Genomic DNA, 18,675 nt, shown 5'->3' on the forward strand with positions numbered 1-18,675 from the left:
TACTTTTAAATAAGTCTCAAGCACTGCGATGTATTGTCTACGCTTTTTAATCATGTAAATGTAAATGATACAGGTTATCATTTGTGAAAAAGTTTGCTAAATTAGACGAAAGCATAAGGTGGCTCATAGATCACTTCTTTCAGCGATAGGCGATTAGTGAGCTCATATAACTAACAGACAACACTCATATGAATAAGAAAATACTAAGTTTGGCGGTAACGGCTATATTAATGTCTCACGCACAAGCCCAGGAAGATGAAAGTGGCGGTGGCATAGCTATAGAGCATCAAGCGGCAGCAACGGAAAAAGCAGAAAAGAATGCCGTTGAAAAGATTGAAGTAGTGGGCATGCGTTCTCCGTTTGGCGCAACGAAAACAAATACACCGATTGTTGAGCTAGCCCGTACAATTTCCATTGAAACCGCATTAGATTTAAAGCAAAAAGGTGTATTAAATCTTTCTCAGTCTGCTACCTATATGGCGGGTGTGACGGGGGAGTCTTACGGATATGCCACGCGAGTCGATTCAATTTCTTCTAGAGGATTAAGTATTCCGCGCTATCGCGACTCAATTCAAGAGTTGTTTGGCAGCTATAATTCTACGCGGGCTGAAATTTACACAATGGAACAGGTTGAGCTGCTTAAGGGGCCTGCCTCTGTACTTTACGGTCAGGGTTCTCCCGGCGGCATAATGAACTATGTGTCAAAAACGCCAACGTTAGGTAAAGGAAGCGAAGTGGTGTTGTCCTACGGAAACTTCGACCGCGCGCAAGTTGCAGTGGATGTAAACGGCAGCCTGTCTGAAGATGATAAGTGGATGGGGCGTTTTGTTGGTATATATCGTAATGCTGACTCTCAGGTTGATTATGTTAGCGATGATACCCAAGTATTCATGCCGTCACTTTCCTTCATGCCTTCTGACGATACAACGCTAACACTGATTGGATTATTTCAAGATACCGATAGCGATACAGCTGCGCAATTTATTCCTGTAGAAGGCACGTTACTGCCTTTGGCTGACGGCACTTACTTACCCGACCAGGATGTTTACGCAGGCGAACCAGGGTTTAATAAATTCGATACTAAGTCGAACCAAGTTACCTTACTTGGCGAGCACTTGATTAACGATACAACGTCACTTTCATTTACTGCCTTATGGCGAGATGGCGAAGCAGACTACCATCAAGCATGGGCTACGTTTACTGGCGGTACGAGATATCTAAATGCTTATGTTGGCGCTCCGGTTGCACCTACCGACACATTTGTTCCAAGAACGTTTTATCAGGCAGACAATACCTTCAGCCAACACGCCTTTGATGTTCGCGTAAACAAGGGCTTTGTAACAGGTTCTTTCGAACACGAGTTACTAGCGGGTCTCCAATATCAAAATGTAAAAACTGACGCCAACTCTGCATACTACGCAGGTGGCGGGGTATTACAGGGTGACTTTAGGTACATTCTGGACTTGGCAAATCCCGAGTACACCGGCGCACCAGAACAAGCCATTTTCGATGCAATTTATAACGACGCGCCTGAGCAGACGGTTACGGACACGGGGTTATATCTATCAGACCAAATTTCCTTTGAAAACTGGCGGGTAACGCTAGGTCTGCGTCACGACCGTGTTGACAATGATACTGGCGTAACGGAGCAGGATGACACGCAAACATCTTATTCAGCTGGAATTTTGTATCGCTTTGACAACGGTATCTCCCCCTACCTTAGTTACGCTGAGTCATTCGAGACTGTAGTGGGATTAGATAACAATAACAACCAGCTCAAGCCAGAAGAAGGACGTCAATACGAGGCAGGGATTAAGTATGAACTATCTTCAATTCCTGGTTTTATCATGCTGGCGTATTACGATATTGAAGTTTCAAACCTTCCTAATCCCAACGGATTACCAGACGAAGCGGCGCAACAGCAAGGCGTAACGACCATTGAAGGGATTGAGCTAGAAGGGCGCGTAGACTTTGGCCAGATAACAGCCCAGTTTGCGGCGTCGGTCATGGATGCTGAAGATCCTAACGGTTTCTCGTTGTCAGCACAGCCAGATAGCAATGCATCCCTATGGATAAATTATTCTCCACTCGAGCTTGAAGCGCTGACCGTAGGAGCAGGTATTCGCTACGTAGGAGAGTCGGTTTCTGAAAACGGGGTTATTAGATACGACACACCTAGCTACACCCTTGGTGACCTGATGGTGTCGTATGTGCTTTCAGATAATTTGGATTTGCAGCTGAATGTAAGAAATGTGACCGATAAAAAGTATCTCACATCGTGCTTATTCAGAGGTGACTGTTTCCCTGGTGTGCGCAGAACAGTGAACGCGTCGCTAACCTATTCGTTTTGAGGATTTATCATGCTTTCAGTTGCAGCGGGTGGTTTAACACTCGCAGCCTTAGGGGTTATTTATAAAAGTTGGCGCGCTCAAGCGTCAACGTATCTTTATTTAGGTCTTGTCGTATGGCTTATCTCAGCAGTGTGCTGGTCTTATGCACAAGGCTGGGAATTTGGTGTGCTGTATGCGCTGTGTATCCCTTCTATATTAGTGTGGCCTTTTATTGCGTTTAACCAAACGCATTTGCCTCAGCCAAAAAATGTACCTCAGCCGAGGAGCTTTGACTTCTCGCGACGTACAGTTCTAGGGAACATCGCAAACTACATCGTGGTGCTGGGTGTTTTATTGGTTGTGAGCGTTTTATTAACGCTAGGAATATGTGCGCTACTCCCATTCTCAATAGCAGGGAAGTTGGCTACAGGTATCGTGCTGTTGCCAATTTTGTGGGGTCTTATTGTTTATCACTACCTTGCCACCGCCCACAAAATTAAAGTTGTTGTTGCTTACGCAGTTTTGGCTGCGCTTTGCCTACCAATACTTATTTTCTTCCCCATGTAGGTGAATATCGATGGATAAAATAACAAAACAAAATGCATTAAACGCACATACTTGGGTAGGTGTTTTTTTAAGTGTACTTCTCTTTTTGGTGTGCTTATCTGGGACAGTTGCGGTTTTTCACTTAGAGTTTGAAAGGTGGGAACAGCCACATATTGAAGAGATGGAGAATGTTTCCCCACAGGCAATTGAAAAAGCGATGGATAGTTTCCTAGCTAAATATACCGAAGAGTCTCACCACCTTTACGTGGTATTCCCGACATCCGACATACCGAGGTTAGTTGTTGAAAACGACCACGTTGCGTATTTTGCTGATAGCGAAGGTAATCTGCTGGAAGAAGAAAGCGTGGCCTTCACCCAAATGTTGGTGGACTTGCATTTATATTTAAACCTGCCGCATAGCTGGGGAATGATTTTAGTCAGTGCCTTAGGTGCCATCATTTGCACCTTGGTTATTACAGGTATCATCGCTCATAAAAGGATCTCAAAAGATGCATTTAAAATAAGAAGAGGCGGCAATGGTCAGCAAGCACAGATTGATTTGCACAACCGCTTTGGTCTATGGGCAGCGCCGTTTCATTTAGTCATCGGCATTACGGGAACTTACTTTGGTTTGGCCGGAGTTATTTTAGCGTTAGTTGCCACCGTAAATTATGGCGGAGACAGAGACGCTGTAATCGACCAAATCTTTACGCCAGACCCTATCATCGCCCCACAAGAGGGTAAGCCTGCTATAGGAAAGGCATTTGCCCAAATGGAAACGCTAGCGCCCGAAAAGTCACCAATCTTTTTAACGGTGCACGAGGTCGGTGAGCCAGAGCAGTTTATTGAGATATATGCGAAAGCCCCGAACAGAATGATTTACGCCGAAGGCTATCGTTTCGATACAGCGGGAAATTATATCGGTAACGCTAGCTACGAAGATGGAGAGTGGGGCAAGCAGTTGTTTTGGGCCATGTATCGTTTGCACTTCGGTGACTTTGCCGGCATGACCAGCAAATGGTTGTTTTTCATCCTTGGGGTTATGTTAACTATGCTCTGCGTTTCTGGAATGGAAATTTGGCTGTCTAAAAAAGCACACCCACCTTTGGCAAGTCGGCTTTGGTATAGCATGGTCTGGGGAAGTGTCAGTGCGTTGGCTCTAACCGCCGTGGCTGATATGTTCTTTGCAGGTCCACTCATAGCAGTATTTTGGGGGGGGATGGTGCTTAATACTGCGTTGACAGTAGCAATAAAACGCTTAACTAAGCCAATCTGGTTACTAATTTCGGGGCTTAGCGTACTTGTTTTAATCAGTGCTTACGTGGCTGTTCACGGCAATGCTGCATTTACTATTTCTTCGCTGCAACTCAATATTCCTATGGCGGGCTATGTCATTTGGAGCTTATACCGCGCACGCACGTTAATAAAACGCGTTCACGCTAATCGAGCAGATGCGAAGAGTGATGGGAAAGATAGTGATGCGCAGGTGGGCCAAGTTAATAGTATAAAAGAGGCGCGTGTTTAGAAGTACAAAATGTTGAGCGCTTTAGTAGCGCCTAACCATAGCAGCGGTTAGGCGTTAATTGCGCTTTTTCCTTTTCCACGTTCCGCCGTAGAGATAACCCGCGCTATTCGCTGCCTGTTCCTGGCATGTTTTACAAACAATCAACCAGCGCTCACTATCGCTGGTTTGCACTCTATACTGTATGTCATCTGCTTTACCGCAGATATCGCAAGGTTTTGGCGGTCTAACTCTACGTTTTTTGCCCATTCATTCTTCCGCGATGCACTACGTAATATCTCAGAATTAGTTATGTGAAGCGTCGGCAACTTGTTTAAATGAACCTCGCAATGGAAACTGCCGTTGATGAGCCTGCGTTTACCAAGTGTCCCCACAATTGCATAGGCAGCGATGTTTTTTTGGCCATTAAGGATCCTGCCTCGTCTCTGTGGTGCTGCTCGTCCATCTGGCATCGCTTCAACCTGTCGATGACATTTGAAGGCGGGTTAGGTTGCATCACAAGTTGACAGCACTGATTTTCATAATGGGTATCGACAAATTGTTCAACGCAGTAAATAGTATAAAAAAACCAATTTTCACCTAATAAGCGAGGAATAAATCCTGTCATAAATCCAGCCCCAATCCAAAGAGGAAGAATAAAGCTCCCCCTAAAACGTGGCAATTCATTTTCGAAAATATCGAGGTGATGTTTTTCAGTTTTCAAGTGCTGGTGGATAAAGCGCGTAGTTTCGCTTGTTGAACGCACTATCTTAAACAAGCTCAGAATAAATTCAGCACATAGAGCGCCTCGATATATCCATACCGCACCAGTTTCCCCAGCATGACTTGCTCTTAGTTCTTTGTCTAGCTGCTTGGCATACGAAGCTTCGAGTGTTTTTGAATAAAATGACATGATGTACCTCTACTGCATTTTATTATGAAACGCGCGAACGTTATTTATAGATGTCACTTTACGAATTTGTAATGCATAAAAGCGATGCCTCGAAAAAGGTTTGTAAAGGGGCGTGAGTAATAAGTAACTATTCAAAAACGAAAGGGGAGTGTTAACCGTTTGCTTGGTATGGTGAAAAAACTAAACGCCTGTAAATGGGATGCGATTTAAAAAGGCAGAATGCTAATGAAAATAATGTGGTCCATAGCTATATTTGTTGTCCTTTACCTACTATTGTTGCCAGTGCCGATAGAGCCAGTCGCTTGGCAAGCACCTGTCGATAAGGGGTTTGAAGGCAAATTTGCAAAAAACACACGACTATCAGAATTAACGCTCGTTGACATGGGCAACGACTATGGGCCTGAAGATTTTGCTTTGACGCAAAATGGCACCTTAGCAATATCGAGTCATTCCGGCGCTATTCTATTAAAGAAGGAAGGCGAAAGCGCTTTTTACCCTTGGGCTAATACAGACGGTCGCCCCTTAGGCATTGAGTACGACAATAAAGGCAACCTTATTGTCGCTGACGCCCACCTAGGGCTTCTTAAGATAAATTCATCGGGCAAGGTCTCTGTGCTGGTTGATAAGGTAAACAATACACCGGTCGTGTATGCCGATGATGTAGATATTGCTCAAAACGGCAACATCTATTTTACCGACGCGACCACTAAATTTTCGGCAAAAGACTTTGGTGGTACCCTTAATGCTAGCTTGCTTGAAATATTCGAACACCAGGGTAATGGCAGGTTAATTGAGTACAATCCCTCCACTGGCAATAGTGTAATACTCATGGATAAGTTGGTATTCGCGAACGGTGTGGCAGTCAGTCACGATGAACAATCGATACTGGTTAACGAAACCGGAAAATACCGTGTGCTGCGTTATTGGCTTTTGGGGCCAAACAAAGGGCAAGTCGATGTGCTTATTGATAACTTGCCAGGCTTCCCAGATAACATCAGCCGTGCAGATAATAGCAACTACTACATTGGCCTTGCGTCGCCGCGCTCAGCCCCTGTCGATATGCTGTCTGATAAACCATTTATTCGAAAAATAATACAGCGCCTTCCCGGTTTTATGCGTCCTCAAGGGCAGTCTTATGGGCACCTTTTAGAATTAAGCGAAAAAGGTGAGATAGTACAAAGTTGGCAAGATCCAACCGGCGCTTTCCCCTTTGTAACAGGCGCGATTAAAACAGATGAGGGGCTTTATATCAGCAGTCTTACGGCCAAGAATGTTGGGCTTTTGCCGGTGCAGAAGCATTGATTGTTATGGCGACGTAGCTGGTTGACTCCAAAGCTACAAGAAAAAGCGCGTACCTTGAAAAGTAAAAATGCTCTATTGCGAAGTAACTTAGCTGACTAACAAAAGGGTTGGTTAATGCCCTTAGAATAAAAGCACATACATTTTATAACTAGAAATATTTTAAACTTTTGTTTTGAAGTTAGGTTTATAAGGATTTGTCATTATCGGCTATGCTAATGTTTAAATTTCGAGCTGTAGGCTTTGGTTAGCCATTCGCGATAAGGACATGTTAGAACTATGAAAACGTATGTGTATTCTTTAGTTGCATTAGCGGTGACGATTTCTCAGTTAGCAGGGTGTGGGGGCAGTGGTGGTTCATCTAATTCCTCTGCGGTAGTGACTACGCCTCCAGCGACAGTAACGCCTGACCCTACATGGGAGGCTGGAGTTTATAAGCCGCAATCGCAGTTCATAGCCAAATGTGAAACACCAAGGAGTGGTATCGATCCTTTCACAGGCAGAGCTTATCCAGACACCCAAGGTACCGCCATGGATGAAAAACTCTGGCTGCGCTCTTGGACCAACGATACTTACCTCTGGTACGACGAAGTCGATGATAACGATCCTGAGAATTTTTCAGTATCGGCGTACTTCGACCAACTAAGAACAAATGAATTAACGCCAAGCGGCACGCCAAAAGACAATTTCCATTTTTCACAAGACACCGCTGAATACAACGAGTTATCTCAGTCTGGTATATCATCGGGCTTTGGTTTTAGCTGGGAATTCGGCTCAACAACAGTGCCAAGAGAGTTAACCGTACGGTACACCGAGCCCGGTTCACCTGCAGCGTTGGCAAACGTGCCGCGCGGCGCCAAGGTAGTGAGTATAAACGGCGTTGATTTTGTTGATGATAATACCCAGCAAGGCGTGGATGCTATTAACGACGGATTATTTCCTGATGATGCCGGTACGACCACAAGCTTTGGTTTTGAACTGGTTGACGGCACCATGCTAACAGTAGATATAACGTCAGATGATATCAGTGTAACGCCGGTGCAAAATGTTAAGGTATTGGATACAGAAAACGGGAAGCTAGGCTATTTTCAATTCAATAGTTTTATTGTTACTGCGCAAGAAGAGCTAATTGGTGCTTTTGATACTTTTGTCGAAGAGAATGTGACAGAGTTAGTCATGGACTTACGTTATAACGGCGGTGGCCGATTGGCGTTAGCTTCACAGCTTTCTTACATGGTAGCGGGTCCAAGTCAAACCAATAACGCCACGTTTGAGACACTGCGATTTAACGATAAGAACCCAACGACTAATCCGGTAACGGGTCAGACTATCAGTCCTACGCCATTTTACCGCAACGTTATTGATTATAAAGAAGGCGTGCTTACTGATACCTTATTGCCAAGCCTTTCACTAACCCGTCTATACGTTATCTCAACGGATGCCACTTGCTCCGCCAGTGAGGCTGTTATGAATGCCCTTCGAGGTATAGACGTTGAGGTAGTGCAAATTGGCTCTACTACTTGTGGTAAGCCGTATGGATTCTACCCAACAGACAATTGCGGCGAGACCTACTTCACCATTCAGTTTCAAGGGGTTAACAACAAAGGGTTTGGTGATTATGCCGACGGCTTTATGCCAACCGCTACTCCTAGTTTTGATTTTGAACTACCAGGATGTGAAGTTGAAGACGACTTTACCGCAAGCTTGGGCGACCCAAATGAGGGGATGCTGTCAGCCGCATTAGAATATGCTGCTACAGGCTCATGTCCCGAAGTCGTTACGTCAAACGGTGTGGCGGATGTCAAAGCACTGCGCAGTAACCAAAGTGCGTTAGGGGGCGAAAAGCTCATTCCTATCGACAAGCCTGAAAAACGCAAAGAGAACTTTATTTTACACAACAAGATAAATCAGCCTGTTATTAAGGAGCGCAAGTAATGTCGCTTTTTAATAAAAAAGGAAAACTGCTAACAGGAAGATTGCTAGTAGCGCCTCTCGCCATACTTTTGGCCTCGGCGAGCGGGTGCGCGACAACGCAGGAGGCTGAGTTACACGAGGCAATTACCAAATCCATCAGTGTGAGTCAGAATCAAACTATTGAAAGTAAGATCAGCAACTGGTTTGGTGGTCTTAACATAACGATAGCCGATGATGCATTCAGTCAAACCGCGAGCATAACGATTGAGCGTAAAGCAAAGGTTGATGGCAGGGGACTACCTATTGACGGAAGGCACGACAACCCTCTTTATAGCTTTACACTACTCAGTGATGGTGAACAGTGCGTGTTGCGTAACGACCAAAGTGGAGAACTTGCCGAGCTTGAAAATGTGACCTGTTATACTGTGGACTAGGCATAAGTCAGGGGAAATCGACAAAAGCGTAATGTCATCGTCGACAATAGGCCTTAAAAAACGCCCAGAGTTTACACGCTCTGGGCGTTTTTTTTCTATCATTTGTGCTGCTATCGTTTGTGCATGCTTGGCTGCTTTTGCGTGCGGCCGCGACTGTTGCCGCCGCTATTATTTCCTTTTGAAGCGCTGCCTCTGTTCTTATTCCCGCCTGCTTCGTTACGCTTTTCTACTGTGTTTCCACGACCTTGCTTGTTAGCGTTGGAATTACGTCTGCTCTTATTTGCGCCGCTACCGCCTTTGCTGTTCTTGCCCTGAAAGGTAGGAGGAAGGCCAGTATGTTTGGTTAGTGCGCGTTCACCGCGACGGCCTTTTTGCGCTTTTTGGCGTTTTTCATTTGCCGTTTCTGGCGGAACAAGGTGCTGAGGACCACGGCCTATCAAATCTTCGCGCCCCATACGTTTAAGCGCTTCACGAATTTGTGCAAAGTTTTTCGGGTCGTGATAACGCAGCATCGCCTTGTGTAATCGACGGTGGATCTCACCTTTTGCAGAAGGCACTTCTTCACTGTCTTTAGTGACTTTGCGAAGGGAATTTACCTCGGTATGGTACATGGTGGTAGCCGTTGCCATTGGCGACGGATAGAAGTTTTGTACCTGATCAAGCTTAAATTTGTTTTCTTTAAGCCAAATCGCAAGGCTTAGCATGTCTTCGTCGGTGGTACCCGGGTGCGATGCAATAAAGTAAGGAATTAGATACTGCTTTTTACCTGCTTCTTGTGAGTACTTATCAAATAGCTCTTTGAAGCGGTAGTAGCTGCCCATGCCAGGTTTCATCATTTTTGAAAGCGGGCCATCTTCGGTGTGCTCTGGAGCGATCTTTAAGTAGCCGCCTACGTGGTGAAGGGCCAGTTCTTTCACGTACTCTGGATCTTCTACCGCTAGGTCGTAACGTACGCCTGAAGCAATCAATATCTTTTTAATTCCAGGCAACTCACGTGCACGGCGGTATAAGTCGATAGTTGGCTTATGGTCCGTATCCATGTGCGCACAAATGCTAGGGTATACACAAGAGGGGCGACGACATGTAGCTTCCGCTTTCGGGCTCTTACAACGTAGGCGATACATGTTCGCCGTCGGGCCGCCTAAGTCTGAAATAACACCAGTGAAGCCCGGTACAGTATCGCGTATTTGCTCAATTTCTCGAATAATAGAGTCTTCAGAACGGCTTTGAATAATACGGCCTTCGTGCTCGGTAATAGAGCAGAAGGTACAGCCGCCGTAGCACCCGCGCATAATATTAATACTGAAGCGGATCATTTCGTAAGCAGGGATTTTGGCATCGCCATAGACAGGGTGAGGCACACGCTGATACGGTAAGTCAAATACCGCGTCCATCTCTTCTGTTTCTAGCGGCATGGCCGGTGGATTAATCCAAATGTGTCTGTCGCCGTGGCGCTGCATCAGCGCGCGAGCACAGCCAGGATTGGTTTCTTGGTGCAAAATACGCGACGTATGTGCGTACAACACCTTGTTGTCTTTCACCGTTTCGTACGCAGGTAGCTTAACGTACACGTTTTCCCAAGGCTTACGCTTTTCTTTCTCTTTTTGCGCAGGCTGAATAACGACAGGCGCAGCTTCTGGCGCCTCGCTGCTTTTGGTGTCTTTATCCTGCGAATCGCACTCAGGCTCCATCTGATAAGGGCTTGGAATGGCGTCTATCTTGCCCGGCCTGTCAAGAGAGGTCGAGTCAACACCTTGCCACTCAGGTAAGGCTTCTTTTACGATAATTGCCGTACCGCGAATGTCTCGCAAATCAGCAATATCTTCACCTGCCGCTAAGCGATGAGTGACTTCAACAAGAGGACGTTCGGCGTTACCGAAAAAGAGCATATCCGCTTTAGAGTCGAACAGTACAGAGCGGCGTACTTTCTCACTCCAATAGTCGTAGTGCGCAATGCGACGAAGGCTGGCTTCGATGCCACCCACAATCACAGGTACACCTTTAAACGCTTCACGGCAGCGCTGTGAATAAACGGTTACCGCGCGGTCAGGACGCTTGCCACCTATATTGCCTGGCGTGTAAGCGTCGTCGTGACGAAGCTTTTTGTCAGACGTGTAGCGGTTTATCATAGAGTCCATATTGCCGGCTGTTACGCCGAAATACAGGTTAGGTTTACCCAACTTCATGAAGTCGTCTTTGCTGGTCCAGTCTGGCTGAGAAATAATACCCACGCGAAAACCATGTGCTTCAAGTACTCGGCCAATCACCGCCATACCAAAACTAGGGTGATCTACATATGCATCGCCCGTTACCAAAATAACGTCACAGCTGTCCCAGCCAAGGGCGTCCATTTCTTCCTTCGACATGGGGAGAAAAGGTGCAGTACCCAGGCAGTGTGGCCAATATTTAGGGTAAGAAAACAGACCGCGATCGGCCTTAATGGTGGCTTGCATAGTAATCACATCTAGATAAATCAGAGAGTTACTGAGCTTAAATTACGCAAAAGCTCAGAATTAGTGCGCAATTATAGCAGTGTTGGCCAAGCTAAGGTATAGCACTGTCATTAAATAAAAGCGCTTTGTATACTGGTGTTAGTTCAAAAGATAATAGCGCACGTGCAGCGTATCTTTATTTATATGCGCTTTAGTAAGTGTGCAAACTTTAAGAGAATGAATAAAACCATGGCGTATTGGCTATTTAAAACAGAACCTGATGCATTTTCTATCGATGACTTGGCAAGCCGACCTGATCAAACTGAACCGTGGGACGGGGTAAGAAATTACCAAGCACGTAACTTTTTACGAGACGGCGTTAAATTGGGTGATAAAGTATTTATCTATCATTCAAGCTGCAAGCTGGTCGGCATCGCGGGCGTTGCCGAAGTGGTAAGAGACGGCTACCCGGACACCACGCAGTTTAACCCTGAATCAAAATACTACGACCCTAAATCAAGCCAGGATAACCCCCGATGGTATCGCGTTGACGTGAAATTTGTAGAGAAATTTTCAAGCGTTCTGCCGCTTTCAGTGATTAAAACGATGGACGGTATTACTGAACTACCTTTAGTGAAAAAAGGCGGAAGGCTTTCGATCATGCCTGTAGAAGAGGCTGAATGGCAGCAACTTTATGCTGCTGCCACACAATAAGTTAAATGCTAAGAAAGCGTAGCAGTCATGCCTTGTTAGCTCGCTCAAGATAAATACAAGTGCTATCTATGCGGTCTAACTTTTTTGTATACAGTGTATCTAGCGGTTGTAACTCGCGTATTTACCCAACGAAGGGCCGCTACTTGCCAAATGCGAACTTGGTGTCAGCATCGCGCAACAGAAAAAGTGCAAAGCACGCACCCCACATAGGCCATGCGGCAAAAAACAGCAGGTGATTAAAGGCATCTAGGTACTGCGGGAAGGAAGAAAGGGTAGACCCACTGTGAAGAATAAAAATAAGACCGTAGGTGTATTTTTTAGCAAGCCCCGCTAGGAAAGCTAAAACTTACGGTAAGTATCGGTATGGCGTCTATGGAGCTGAATCCATCACGCCATGATGCTGCTTCGCGAAGCAAAGAGAGTGCTTTATCGCTGGTTCAGCAGGCAGACAGAGCCCTTTATCAAGCTAAAGCGTCTGGGAGAAACTGCGCTAAACTTTAATCCATATAAACGTCAAACTCTTAGAGTTTACCTCACACTTTTGTTTAGAGCAGTCCGGCTCCAAGACACTTACTATGTAAATAACGTTGGCGAAATTGAATGTATCTTATTTGGATTTGTTTTCTCCAACTGTCAGTACCATCTTGCCAATATGCTTTTTCTTCTCAAAGTCTTGTTGTGCCTGACAAATTTCAGCGCGTACTTCAATAAGTACATCGTTGTCGCTGAGTGTAGGCAAAGGTATGTTTTCGTTAAATGTAAGCGCGTCGAGATCGCCATGTTTAGTTAACTGCACGCCGTACATTTCATTTGGGTAATGATTTCATATTTGTCCCCCAGAGTTTTTGCTTTCCGCTACGCAATTTAGTCACATGTGAATTTGTGATTAATAACAATCACATTTTGCTGTGTGATTGTTTTTGAATTTGAGATGGTAGCGTGTCATAGTGGACCCCTAAACGGAAAAAAGTGTCTATTGAAAGTAGAAAAGACAATGCGGCGCATAGTGAAATGACAAAAAAGAGTGCTTTAACAAGCAATGCAAAAAAGCGCGCTGGTGTGATTACCGGTGACGTCTCCAACTCTCAGTCTTATTCTGATGCTGAATTCAGAGAGATAATTGCTACGCTGAGAGAGCGTTTAACATACTACGCCGAGTACTACGGTGGAGACTTTGATATTTATCGAGGAGACGCATTCCAGCTAGTTGTCGCACAACCACAGCATAGCATTGCAGCCGCAGTTGGATTGCGGCTAGCACTAAAGGCGCACGCTTTAAGTGTAGATGTGCGAATGAGTGTTGCTGTGGGAGAAGCGCAATTTCGCCCTTCAGAAGTAAAAACTGGCACTGGAGACGCGTTTGTGTTGTCAGGACGAGGGTTAGATAACATAAAGCCGCACCATCTTACTTTTTGTAGCGGTGAACAAACACTCGACGACAAAACGCAGCTCTTAACACGTTTTGCCGACGCGCATATCAGTGGACTGACACAAACCCAGTCGCAAACCTTACTCGCGTATCTTGAAGCCACGGATAAGAGCCATGAAAGTGTAGCGGCCATACTAGATAAAAATCGCAGTAACGTAAGTCGAATTCTCAATGCCAGTAACTATAAACTGATAGCAGAATATCTCGACTATATGGAGAGAGCGCTCATTTTATGGGTTCAAGGTGGAACCTCATTAAAAACGGAACAATTGACCAAGGAAGACTAATGTGATGACGGGTTATACAAAAAACATAATGCTTGCAACAGGAGAGTCACATGCTTGCTGAACCTCAACTGCTGGTGGCACTTGTGTTAGCGCATCTATTAGCAGACTTTTATTTTCAACCGTTTACCTGGGTACAGCAAAGAAACGAACGACACGCACTGGCTTTGCCCTTATACCTACACGCAATCATACACGGTATACTCGCGGCAGCTGCAATGTTCTTGTTTTCATCAACGATAAGTATCGCAAGTATAGGTATTGGGGCAATTGTAGTCGCCGTTTCTCACTTCAAAATTGACGTGATTAAATCGTACTGTAAGCAAAACACTACGTCTTTTGTTGTCGATCAAATAGCGCACATTGTCGTGATCTTAGGCGTATTTTTGTATGCCACCAATCAATGGCGCGAGGCAGTAGGACTACTTCAGCAGGTGGGTACATCGCATCTACTAGTGGTCTTAGCCTATTTGGCGGTACTTAAGCCCAGTTCAGTTATTATTAAACAGCTGCTGTCGCCTTGGAGCGATGAAGTATTAGCTAATAAAATGCCGTCTTCTCACCCCAACGATCCGCCCACAATAAGTACAGAGGCACAGCAAACTTTATCACTGGCAGGTCAACGAATTGGCTATTTAGAGCGCGTACTCATGCTTACCTTTGTATTGTTAAATCAGTTTTCTGCCATAGGTTTTCTTATTGCGGCTAAATCTATATTTCGCTTCGGCGACCTCACTAAACACCAAGACAGAAAGCTAACTGAATATGTACTTTTGGGCACCTTCACCAGTGTGGCGATGACGTTTGCCATTGGTTTGGCATGCGCAGCGGCATTAGGGCAATTACCCATAAAGTCTTAGCAAGGGCTTTATTGAGTAGGTAGTGTCCAAAATAGTTTATTCTACGTGCTGTATTGTTTAATGAATTGGCTTGGGGTAATGCCTTCGTGATTTTTGAAAACACGACTGAAGTGAGATTGGTCATTGAATCCCAGTAATAACGCGATGTCGCTCATGGAATGAGTATTCGCGAGTAAGTATTTTTTACTTTGCTCAACACGGTATTGGGTAATAAATTGGTACGGTGTTTCCCCAACACTCTTTTTAAACTCTCTTAAAAAGTGGAACTTGCTGCAAAAAACGAGTTCGGCCAGCGCATCTACGCTAATGGTACTGCCGATATTTTCTTTAATATATTGCTCAATCTTATCTATCTGTGACTTGCCTATTTTGACACTCTTTGCTGAGGCATCTTGAAGGTCGCGGTAATTTGAATAATTTTGGATATAATGAGCAGAAAGTGCAGACAATAAGCTACTTACATAGGCTTTCCCATTACGACCCTTTGCTTGTGTCTCTAATAACAGAAGCTCAATTAGCCCCTTTATGGTCTCGTCTTCCACGTTATAGTTGTTCAGAAACTGCAGCTGTTCTTGTTCTACCTTAAACGGACATGCGTCTAAAAATACACGCTCTTCAACCGCTAAAATAACAAGGCTCGGATATGTCGTGTGTAAACGGCGTTTTAGATGGGTTTATCCAAATGTTTCCCGGACTGGTTTTTAAAGAAACCATACTTCCATTCGCTTCTATGTTCCAATTCAGGTCGCTTTCAAGGGCGAGTGCGAAATAGAAATAAGGGGTATACACATTTTGAGGGTAAAAGTGAGGCGACTTTCCTTTCTCTAAAATGATGCCTTTCCAATCGAGACCGTCGTTTGAAAACGCAATATCTAGTACGTCTTTGCACGATGAAGGTTAATGTGTCGCATGATCAAAAAAGGCTAAACGTGACTTCAAGCTTTATGTTTCCTTTAGCAATAACCTACAAATAATTAGCATTAATGTGCAATAACTAAGGCGCACCATTTCATATTCTGTCGTCATTGATTCTTCACTTAAAGCGCACAGCAAAAATGTTTAAAACTACCATAACAGTAATTGCACAGTCACTTTTGATATCGCCTCTGGTCATACTACAACCGGGCGTATCACACGCTCAACAAACATCGCAAACAGCCGCGTTAAACCAAGCCCGAGCAGGCATTGAACATCTTAGTCCTAAGAGGACAAAAGCTCTTAAATTGTCCTTTCAGCGAGGTTTCTAGTGATGAAAAACAATAGTACAAATAATGCCCGAATTATCTACGAATATACAAAATTTTTGAAGGAAGCTAAGCGCTTGGATGACTCGACGGTTGATGGTGCTCTTAAATCTATAAATCGCTTTGAAGATTTCACAGGGTATATAGACTTTAGAAAATTTAGAGCAAAGCATGCGATTGCTTTTAAAAAGAATCTTCTTAGCAAAAAGTCTCTAGCAACTGGTGAAAAACTAAGTAAGGCAACTGTGCTTACGGCGACCCGTCACCTAAAAGCGTTCTTTCAATACTTAGCTACTCAAAAAGGATATCGCGCAAAAGTTAACTATAGTGACATCGAATATTTCAATCTATCGGAAAAAGACACAAGGATTGGAAATGCGAAGCGTAAAAGGAGTGTGGCGACAATTGAACAAATCGCTAAAACCCTAGAAGGAATGCCGTGTTCGACTTCAATTGAAATGCGAGACAGAGCTCTAATAGCATTTGTTATTCTGACTGGTGCGCGAGACGGCGCAGTTGCTTCTGCAAAAATTAAGCATATTGACCTTGCTGACAATAGTTTTTATCAAGATGCTAGAGACGTAAATACTAAATTTAGTAAAACATTTACTACTTACTTTTTCCCAGTAGGAGAGTTGCCACATAAAATACTAGCTGATTGGATTGATTACCTAGTGACTGAATTAGGATACAAACAGAATTCGCCATTGTTTCCAAAAACAAAGCTGGCTCATGATGCTAATCAGCAATTTGAAGCGGTAGGGTTACTTGAAGAGCATTGGAGCAATGCTAATCCGATTCGTAAAATATTTGCGCAAGCATTCGCCCTAGCTGGGTTACCCTATTTCAATCCACACAGTTTTCGAAATACTTTGGTGCGATTAGGCGAAAAGCTATGTCAGACACCAGAAGAGTTTAAGGCGTGGAGTCAGAATCTAGGGCATGAGAGTGTACTAACAAGTTTTTATAGCTATGGAGATGTTCCTGACTATAAACAAGCTGAACTGCTTCGGAAGCTTTCTAAGCCAGCAGAAAATGTTTCCCCCAAGATGGAGCAACAAATTAAGCTTTTCCTGCAATTCCAGCAAAAAGAAGGAAATCTATAAACCTCCTAAGTAACTCAGTCTTAGCTGGTATCAATAAACATTCGTATGTTGATACCAGCTTTTTTATGTCTTGATTGGTATCATGAAAATAGGGTCTTCAAATAATGATGCCAATATTATATGATACCCCAATAAGTGATACTAAAAAGGAAGTTTACTGAATAATGCGTATATTTGCTTATTGTCGAGTTTCTACCACAGAGCAAACGACAGAAAACCAAGTAATAGCCATCCGTCAAAAAGGATATGAAGTCTTCGATTCACGGATAGTCAGCGAAACGGTTTCGGGCTCGGTCGAAGCCATGAAGAGAGAAAAGTTCAAGATGCTCATCAACCACAAGATGGAAAAGGGCGATATGCTGGTGGTTTTGAAATTAGACCGTTTAGGTCGAGACAACATTGATGTGCAAAGTACAATTAACTTACTCACTGATAAAGGAATCAAGGTGGTGTGCCTAGATTTGCCAGTGGCTGATCTTTCTAGTGCAGAAGGTAAGCTTATGCTTCAAATGTTCTCTGCATTTGCTGAATTTGAGCGCAACAGGATTAGAGAGAGGACTAGAGAAGGACTTGAGCGAGCTAAAGCAGAGGGAAGGAAGCTGGGTCGACCAGTGGCTAAGACAACAACGCTTTCTGTTCAGGCGAAAAAAGCTGAAGGGCTTTCTCAATCGAAAACCGCTGAAGTTTTGGGGCTAGGTATAGCTACTGTAAAAAGGCATTGGAATAAATAACCCAGTTACAATTGTATTACCTGTGGCCGACTCTTTTTTTAACCATCCTATGGATAAACCTTTGCAGATAACTTAAGTAAATGTCATATTCATAAACAAGGGAAAAATACGGAAAGTTGCTAACTCACGTCTAGTTTATATTCAAAGATAGGATTGGTGAGTCTCGTAAAAGGATGCAGAGTAAATGATTATTGATGACATTATTTCTGATATTGAGCTGCGTGGGCAAGGCGGTCCAAGGAGTTACTACGCATTTGAAGCTTTTGTTCAGCACCTATTAAAACACCATATAAAGGCGCAAAACAAAAGACTTTCGATTGAGAGTGAAGTATCAAAATATGGCGATGCATTTGCCCCCAATGGTTTTGACGAATTTGATGGGGCTACCCTCATAGAGGTAAAGTTTAATCTCTCAAGACTCCCTGCAAGGTACTTTATAGAAAAATCGATATATGGTTTGTTGAATGAATATGCTGATAGTAAGTTTGAGCATGCACTTTTTATATCAGCAAAACCAATACCAGAAAAATTCAAAATTCGAGCCGAAGAAGAGATTAATACGCTCAATTTACCCTTTAAAGTCACTCTTTGGGGGCCAGCAGAGCTCAATAAAATTGCCTATGCAAACAGAAAGGCTGTTAACAATATTGTCAAAAACCTTTTCGCACTTAGATTATCTTCAGCTATATCAAAACCTAGTAACGACTGGAAAATTAATCGTGAAGATATAATCAAAAATCTAAAAGCTTGTTACAAGAAAGGCCAGTTTTCTTTGTTTCTGGGAGCAGGTGTATCTAGCAGTGCTGGGATGCCGGACTGGAGTAAACTACTTAGTTCATTGTTTGTCACTTATCTAACGCAAGAGTTTGGCAACGATATCGAAATGGGAGATAAGGATATCAGTGATCTCGTTGAGAGATTGCATGTTCCGGCCCATT

16 protein-coding genes and 1 pseudogene are annotated in these 18,675 nt (G+C 44.0%); 12 read left to right on the forward strand and 5 right to left on the reverse strand.

Annotated features, from left to right (window positions below):
• The first annotated feature begins 188 nt into the window (after positions 1-188).
• The 3 genes from RJ41_RS13990 to RJ41_RS14000 are packed head-to-tail and all read left to right on the forward strand — an operon-like array spanning position 189 to position 4,401.
• On the forward strand, positions 189-2,351 hold the full coding sequence (locus tag RJ41_RS13990; RefSeq protein ID WP_039222026.1) for a TonB-dependent siderophore receptor: 2,163 nt from the start codon (positions 189-191) through the stop codon (positions 2,349-2,351).
• A 9-nt stretch (positions 2,352-2,360) separates the two neighbouring features.
• A complete protein-coding gene (locus RJ41_RS13995) occupies positions 2,361-2,897 on the forward strand; it encodes a hypothetical protein (RefSeq protein WP_039222029.1) in 537 nt (178 codons plus the stop codon).
• Positions 2,898-2,907: 10 nt separating this feature from the next.
• On the forward strand, positions 2,908-4,401 hold the full coding sequence (locus tag RJ41_RS14000) for a PepSY-associated TM helix domain-containing protein (RefSeq protein ID WP_084081888.1): 1,494 nt from the start codon (positions 2,908-2,910) through the stop codon (positions 4,399-4,401).
• Between the two features lie 310 nt (positions 4,402-4,711).
• Here RJ41_RS14000 and RJ41_RS14005 read toward each other — a convergent pair whose 3' ends face one another.
• Positions 4,712-5,290 (reverse strand): demethoxyubiquinone hydroxylase family protein, encoded by a 579-nt coding sequence (locus RJ41_RS14005; RefSeq protein WP_039222032.1) that lies wholly within the window; start codon positions 5,288-5,290, stop codon positions 4,712-4,714.
• Between the two features lie 225 nt (positions 5,291-5,515).
• Between RJ41_RS14005 and RJ41_RS14010 the strand changes: the two genes are divergently transcribed.
• From RJ41_RS14010 to RJ41_RS14020, 3 genes are all read left to right on the forward strand, one after another.
• Complete coding sequence (locus tag RJ41_RS14010) at positions 5,516-6,592, forward strand: SMP-30/gluconolactonase/LRE family protein (protein WP_039222034.1); 1,077 nt, start codon at positions 5,516-5,518, stop codon at positions 6,590-6,592.
• Positions 6,593-6,868: 276 nt separating this feature from the next.
• Complete coding sequence (locus tag RJ41_RS14015) at positions 6,869-8,524, forward strand: S41 family peptidase (RefSeq protein WP_039222037.1); 1,656 nt, start codon at positions 6,869-6,871, stop codon at positions 8,522-8,524.
• A complete protein-coding gene (locus tag RJ41_RS14020) occupies positions 8,524-8,937 on the forward strand; it encodes a hypothetical protein (RefSeq protein WP_039222040.1) in 414 nt (137 codons plus the stop codon). Before RJ41_RS14015 ends, RJ41_RS14020 begins: the two co-directional genes overlap by 1 nt.
• 110 nt (positions 8,938-9,047) lie before the next feature.
• Here the strand turns inward: RJ41_RS14020 and RJ41_RS14025 are convergent, their stop codons facing one another.
• On the reverse strand, positions 9,048-11,390 hold the full coding sequence (locus tag RJ41_RS14025) for a YgiQ family radical SAM protein (RefSeq protein ID WP_084081892.1): 2,343 nt from the start codon (positions 11,388-11,390) through the stop codon (positions 9,048-9,050).
• A 228-nt stretch (positions 11,391-11,618) separates the two neighbouring features.
• Here RJ41_RS14025 and RJ41_RS14030 point away from each other — a divergent pair, with 228 nt between their 5' ends.
• Positions 11,619-12,083, forward strand: a complete 465-nt coding sequence (locus RJ41_RS14030) for an EVE domain-containing protein (protein WP_039222068.1) — start codon at positions 11,619-11,621, stop codon at positions 12,081-12,083.
• A gap of 139 nt (positions 12,084-12,222) precedes the next feature.
• Here the strand turns inward: RJ41_RS14030 and RJ41_RS19395 are convergent.
• Together RJ41_RS19395 and RJ41_RS19400 are read right to left on the reverse strand one after the other, a co-directional pair.
• Positions 12,223-12,429, reverse strand: a pseudogene (locus RJ41_RS19395) (hypothetical protein); the annotation flags it as partial.
• 261 nt (positions 12,430-12,690) lie between these two features.
• Positions 12,691-12,879 (reverse strand): hypothetical protein, encoded by a 189-nt coding sequence (locus tag RJ41_RS19400; protein ID WP_240485800.1) that lies wholly within the window; start codon positions 12,877-12,879, stop codon positions 12,691-12,693.
• A gap of 173 nt (positions 12,880-13,052) precedes the next feature.
• Between RJ41_RS19400 and RJ41_RS14040 the strand changes: the two genes are divergently transcribed.
• Both RJ41_RS14040 and RJ41_RS14045 read left to right on the forward strand, forming a co-directional pair.
• Entirely contained in the window at positions 13,053-13,799 is a 747-nt protein-coding gene (locus RJ41_RS14040; protein WP_039222048.1) for a hypothetical protein, read from the forward strand.
• Positions 13,800-13,849: 50 nt separating this feature from the next.
• On the forward strand, positions 13,850-14,656 hold the full coding sequence (locus tag RJ41_RS14045) for a DUF3307 domain-containing protein (protein WP_014976375.1): 807 nt from the start codon (positions 13,850-13,852) through the stop codon (positions 14,654-14,656).
• Positions 14,657-14,697: 41 nt separating this feature from the next.
• Here RJ41_RS14045 and RJ41_RS19405 read toward each other — a convergent pair whose 3' ends face one another.
• Positions 14,698-15,198 (reverse strand): helix-turn-helix domain-containing protein, encoded by a 501-nt coding sequence (locus RJ41_RS19405; RefSeq protein WP_232380349.1) that lies wholly within the window; start codon positions 15,196-15,198, stop codon positions 14,698-14,700.
• A gap of 707 nt (positions 15,199-15,905) precedes the next feature.
• On the opposite strand from RJ41_RS19405, the gene RJ41_RS14060 reads away from it, so the two are divergent.
• The 3 genes from RJ41_RS14060 to RJ41_RS14070 form a co-directional block, all read left to right on the forward strand.
• A complete protein-coding gene (locus RJ41_RS14060) occupies positions 15,906-17,006 on the forward strand; it encodes a tyrosine-type recombinase/integrase (RefSeq protein ID WP_039222056.1) in 1,101 nt (366 codons plus the stop codon).
• Positions 17,007-17,170: 164 nt separating this feature from the next.
• On the forward strand, positions 17,171-17,737 hold the full coding sequence (locus RJ41_RS14065) for a recombinase family protein (protein ID WP_039222059.1): 567 nt from the start codon (positions 17,171-17,173) through the stop codon (positions 17,735-17,737).
• Positions 17,738-17,921: 184 nt separating this feature from the next.
• Positions 17,922-18,675 (forward strand): SIR2 family protein (locus tag RJ41_RS14070; RefSeq protein WP_039222062.1); only part of this gene is annotated, 754 nt, incomplete at its 3' end.

This window comes from Alteromonas marina (assembly GCF_000808575.1).
GTDB lineage: Bacteria > Pseudomonadota > Gammaproteobacteria > Enterobacterales > Alteromonadaceae > Alteromonas > Alteromonas marina_A.

Coding starts and splice junctions, on each gene's coding strand:
- RJ41_RS14015 (WP_039222037.1), top strand. CDS start 6,869: ATGAAAACGTATGTGTATTCTTTAGTTGCATTAGCGGTGACGATTTCT.
- RJ41_RS14020 (WP_039222040.1), top strand. CDS start 8,524: ATGTCGCTTTTTAATAAAAAAGGAAAACTGCTAACAGGAAGATTGCTA.
- RJ41_RS14030 (WP_039222068.1), top strand. CDS start 11,619: ATGGCGTATTGGCTATTTAAAACAGAACCTGATGCATTTTCTATCGAT.
- RJ41_RS13990 (WP_039222026.1), top strand. CDS start 189: ATGAATAAGAAAATACTAAGTTTGGCGGTAACGGCTATATTAATGTCT.
- RJ41_RS14045 (WP_014976375.1), top strand. CDS start 13,850: ATGCTTGCTGAACCTCAACTGCTGGTGGCACTTGTGTTAGCGCATCTA.
- RJ41_RS14065 (WP_039222059.1), top strand. CDS start 17,171: ATGCGTATATTTGCTTATTGTCGAGTTTCTACCACAGAGCAAACGACA.
- RJ41_RS14005 (WP_039222032.1), bottom strand. CDS start 5,290: ATGTCATTTTATTCAAAAACACTCGAAGCTTCGTATGCCAAGCAGCTA.
- RJ41_RS14010 (WP_039222034.1), top strand. CDS start 5,516: ATGAAAATAATGTGGTCCATAGCTATATTTGTTGTCCTTTACCTACTA.
- RJ41_RS14025 (WP_084081892.1), bottom strand. CDS start 11,390: ATGCAAGCCACCATTAAGGCCGATCGCGGTCTGTTTTCTTACCCTAAA.
- RJ41_RS13995 (WP_039222029.1), top strand. CDS start 2,361: ATGCTTTCAGTTGCAGCGGGTGGTTTAACACTCGCAGCCTTAGGGGTT.
- RJ41_RS14000 (WP_084081888.1), top strand. CDS start 2,908: ATGGATAAAATAACAAAACAAAATGCATTAAACGCACATACTTGGGTA.
- RJ41_RS14060 (WP_039222056.1), top strand. CDS start 15,906: ATGAAAAACAATAGTACAAATAATGCCCGAATTATCTACGAATATACA.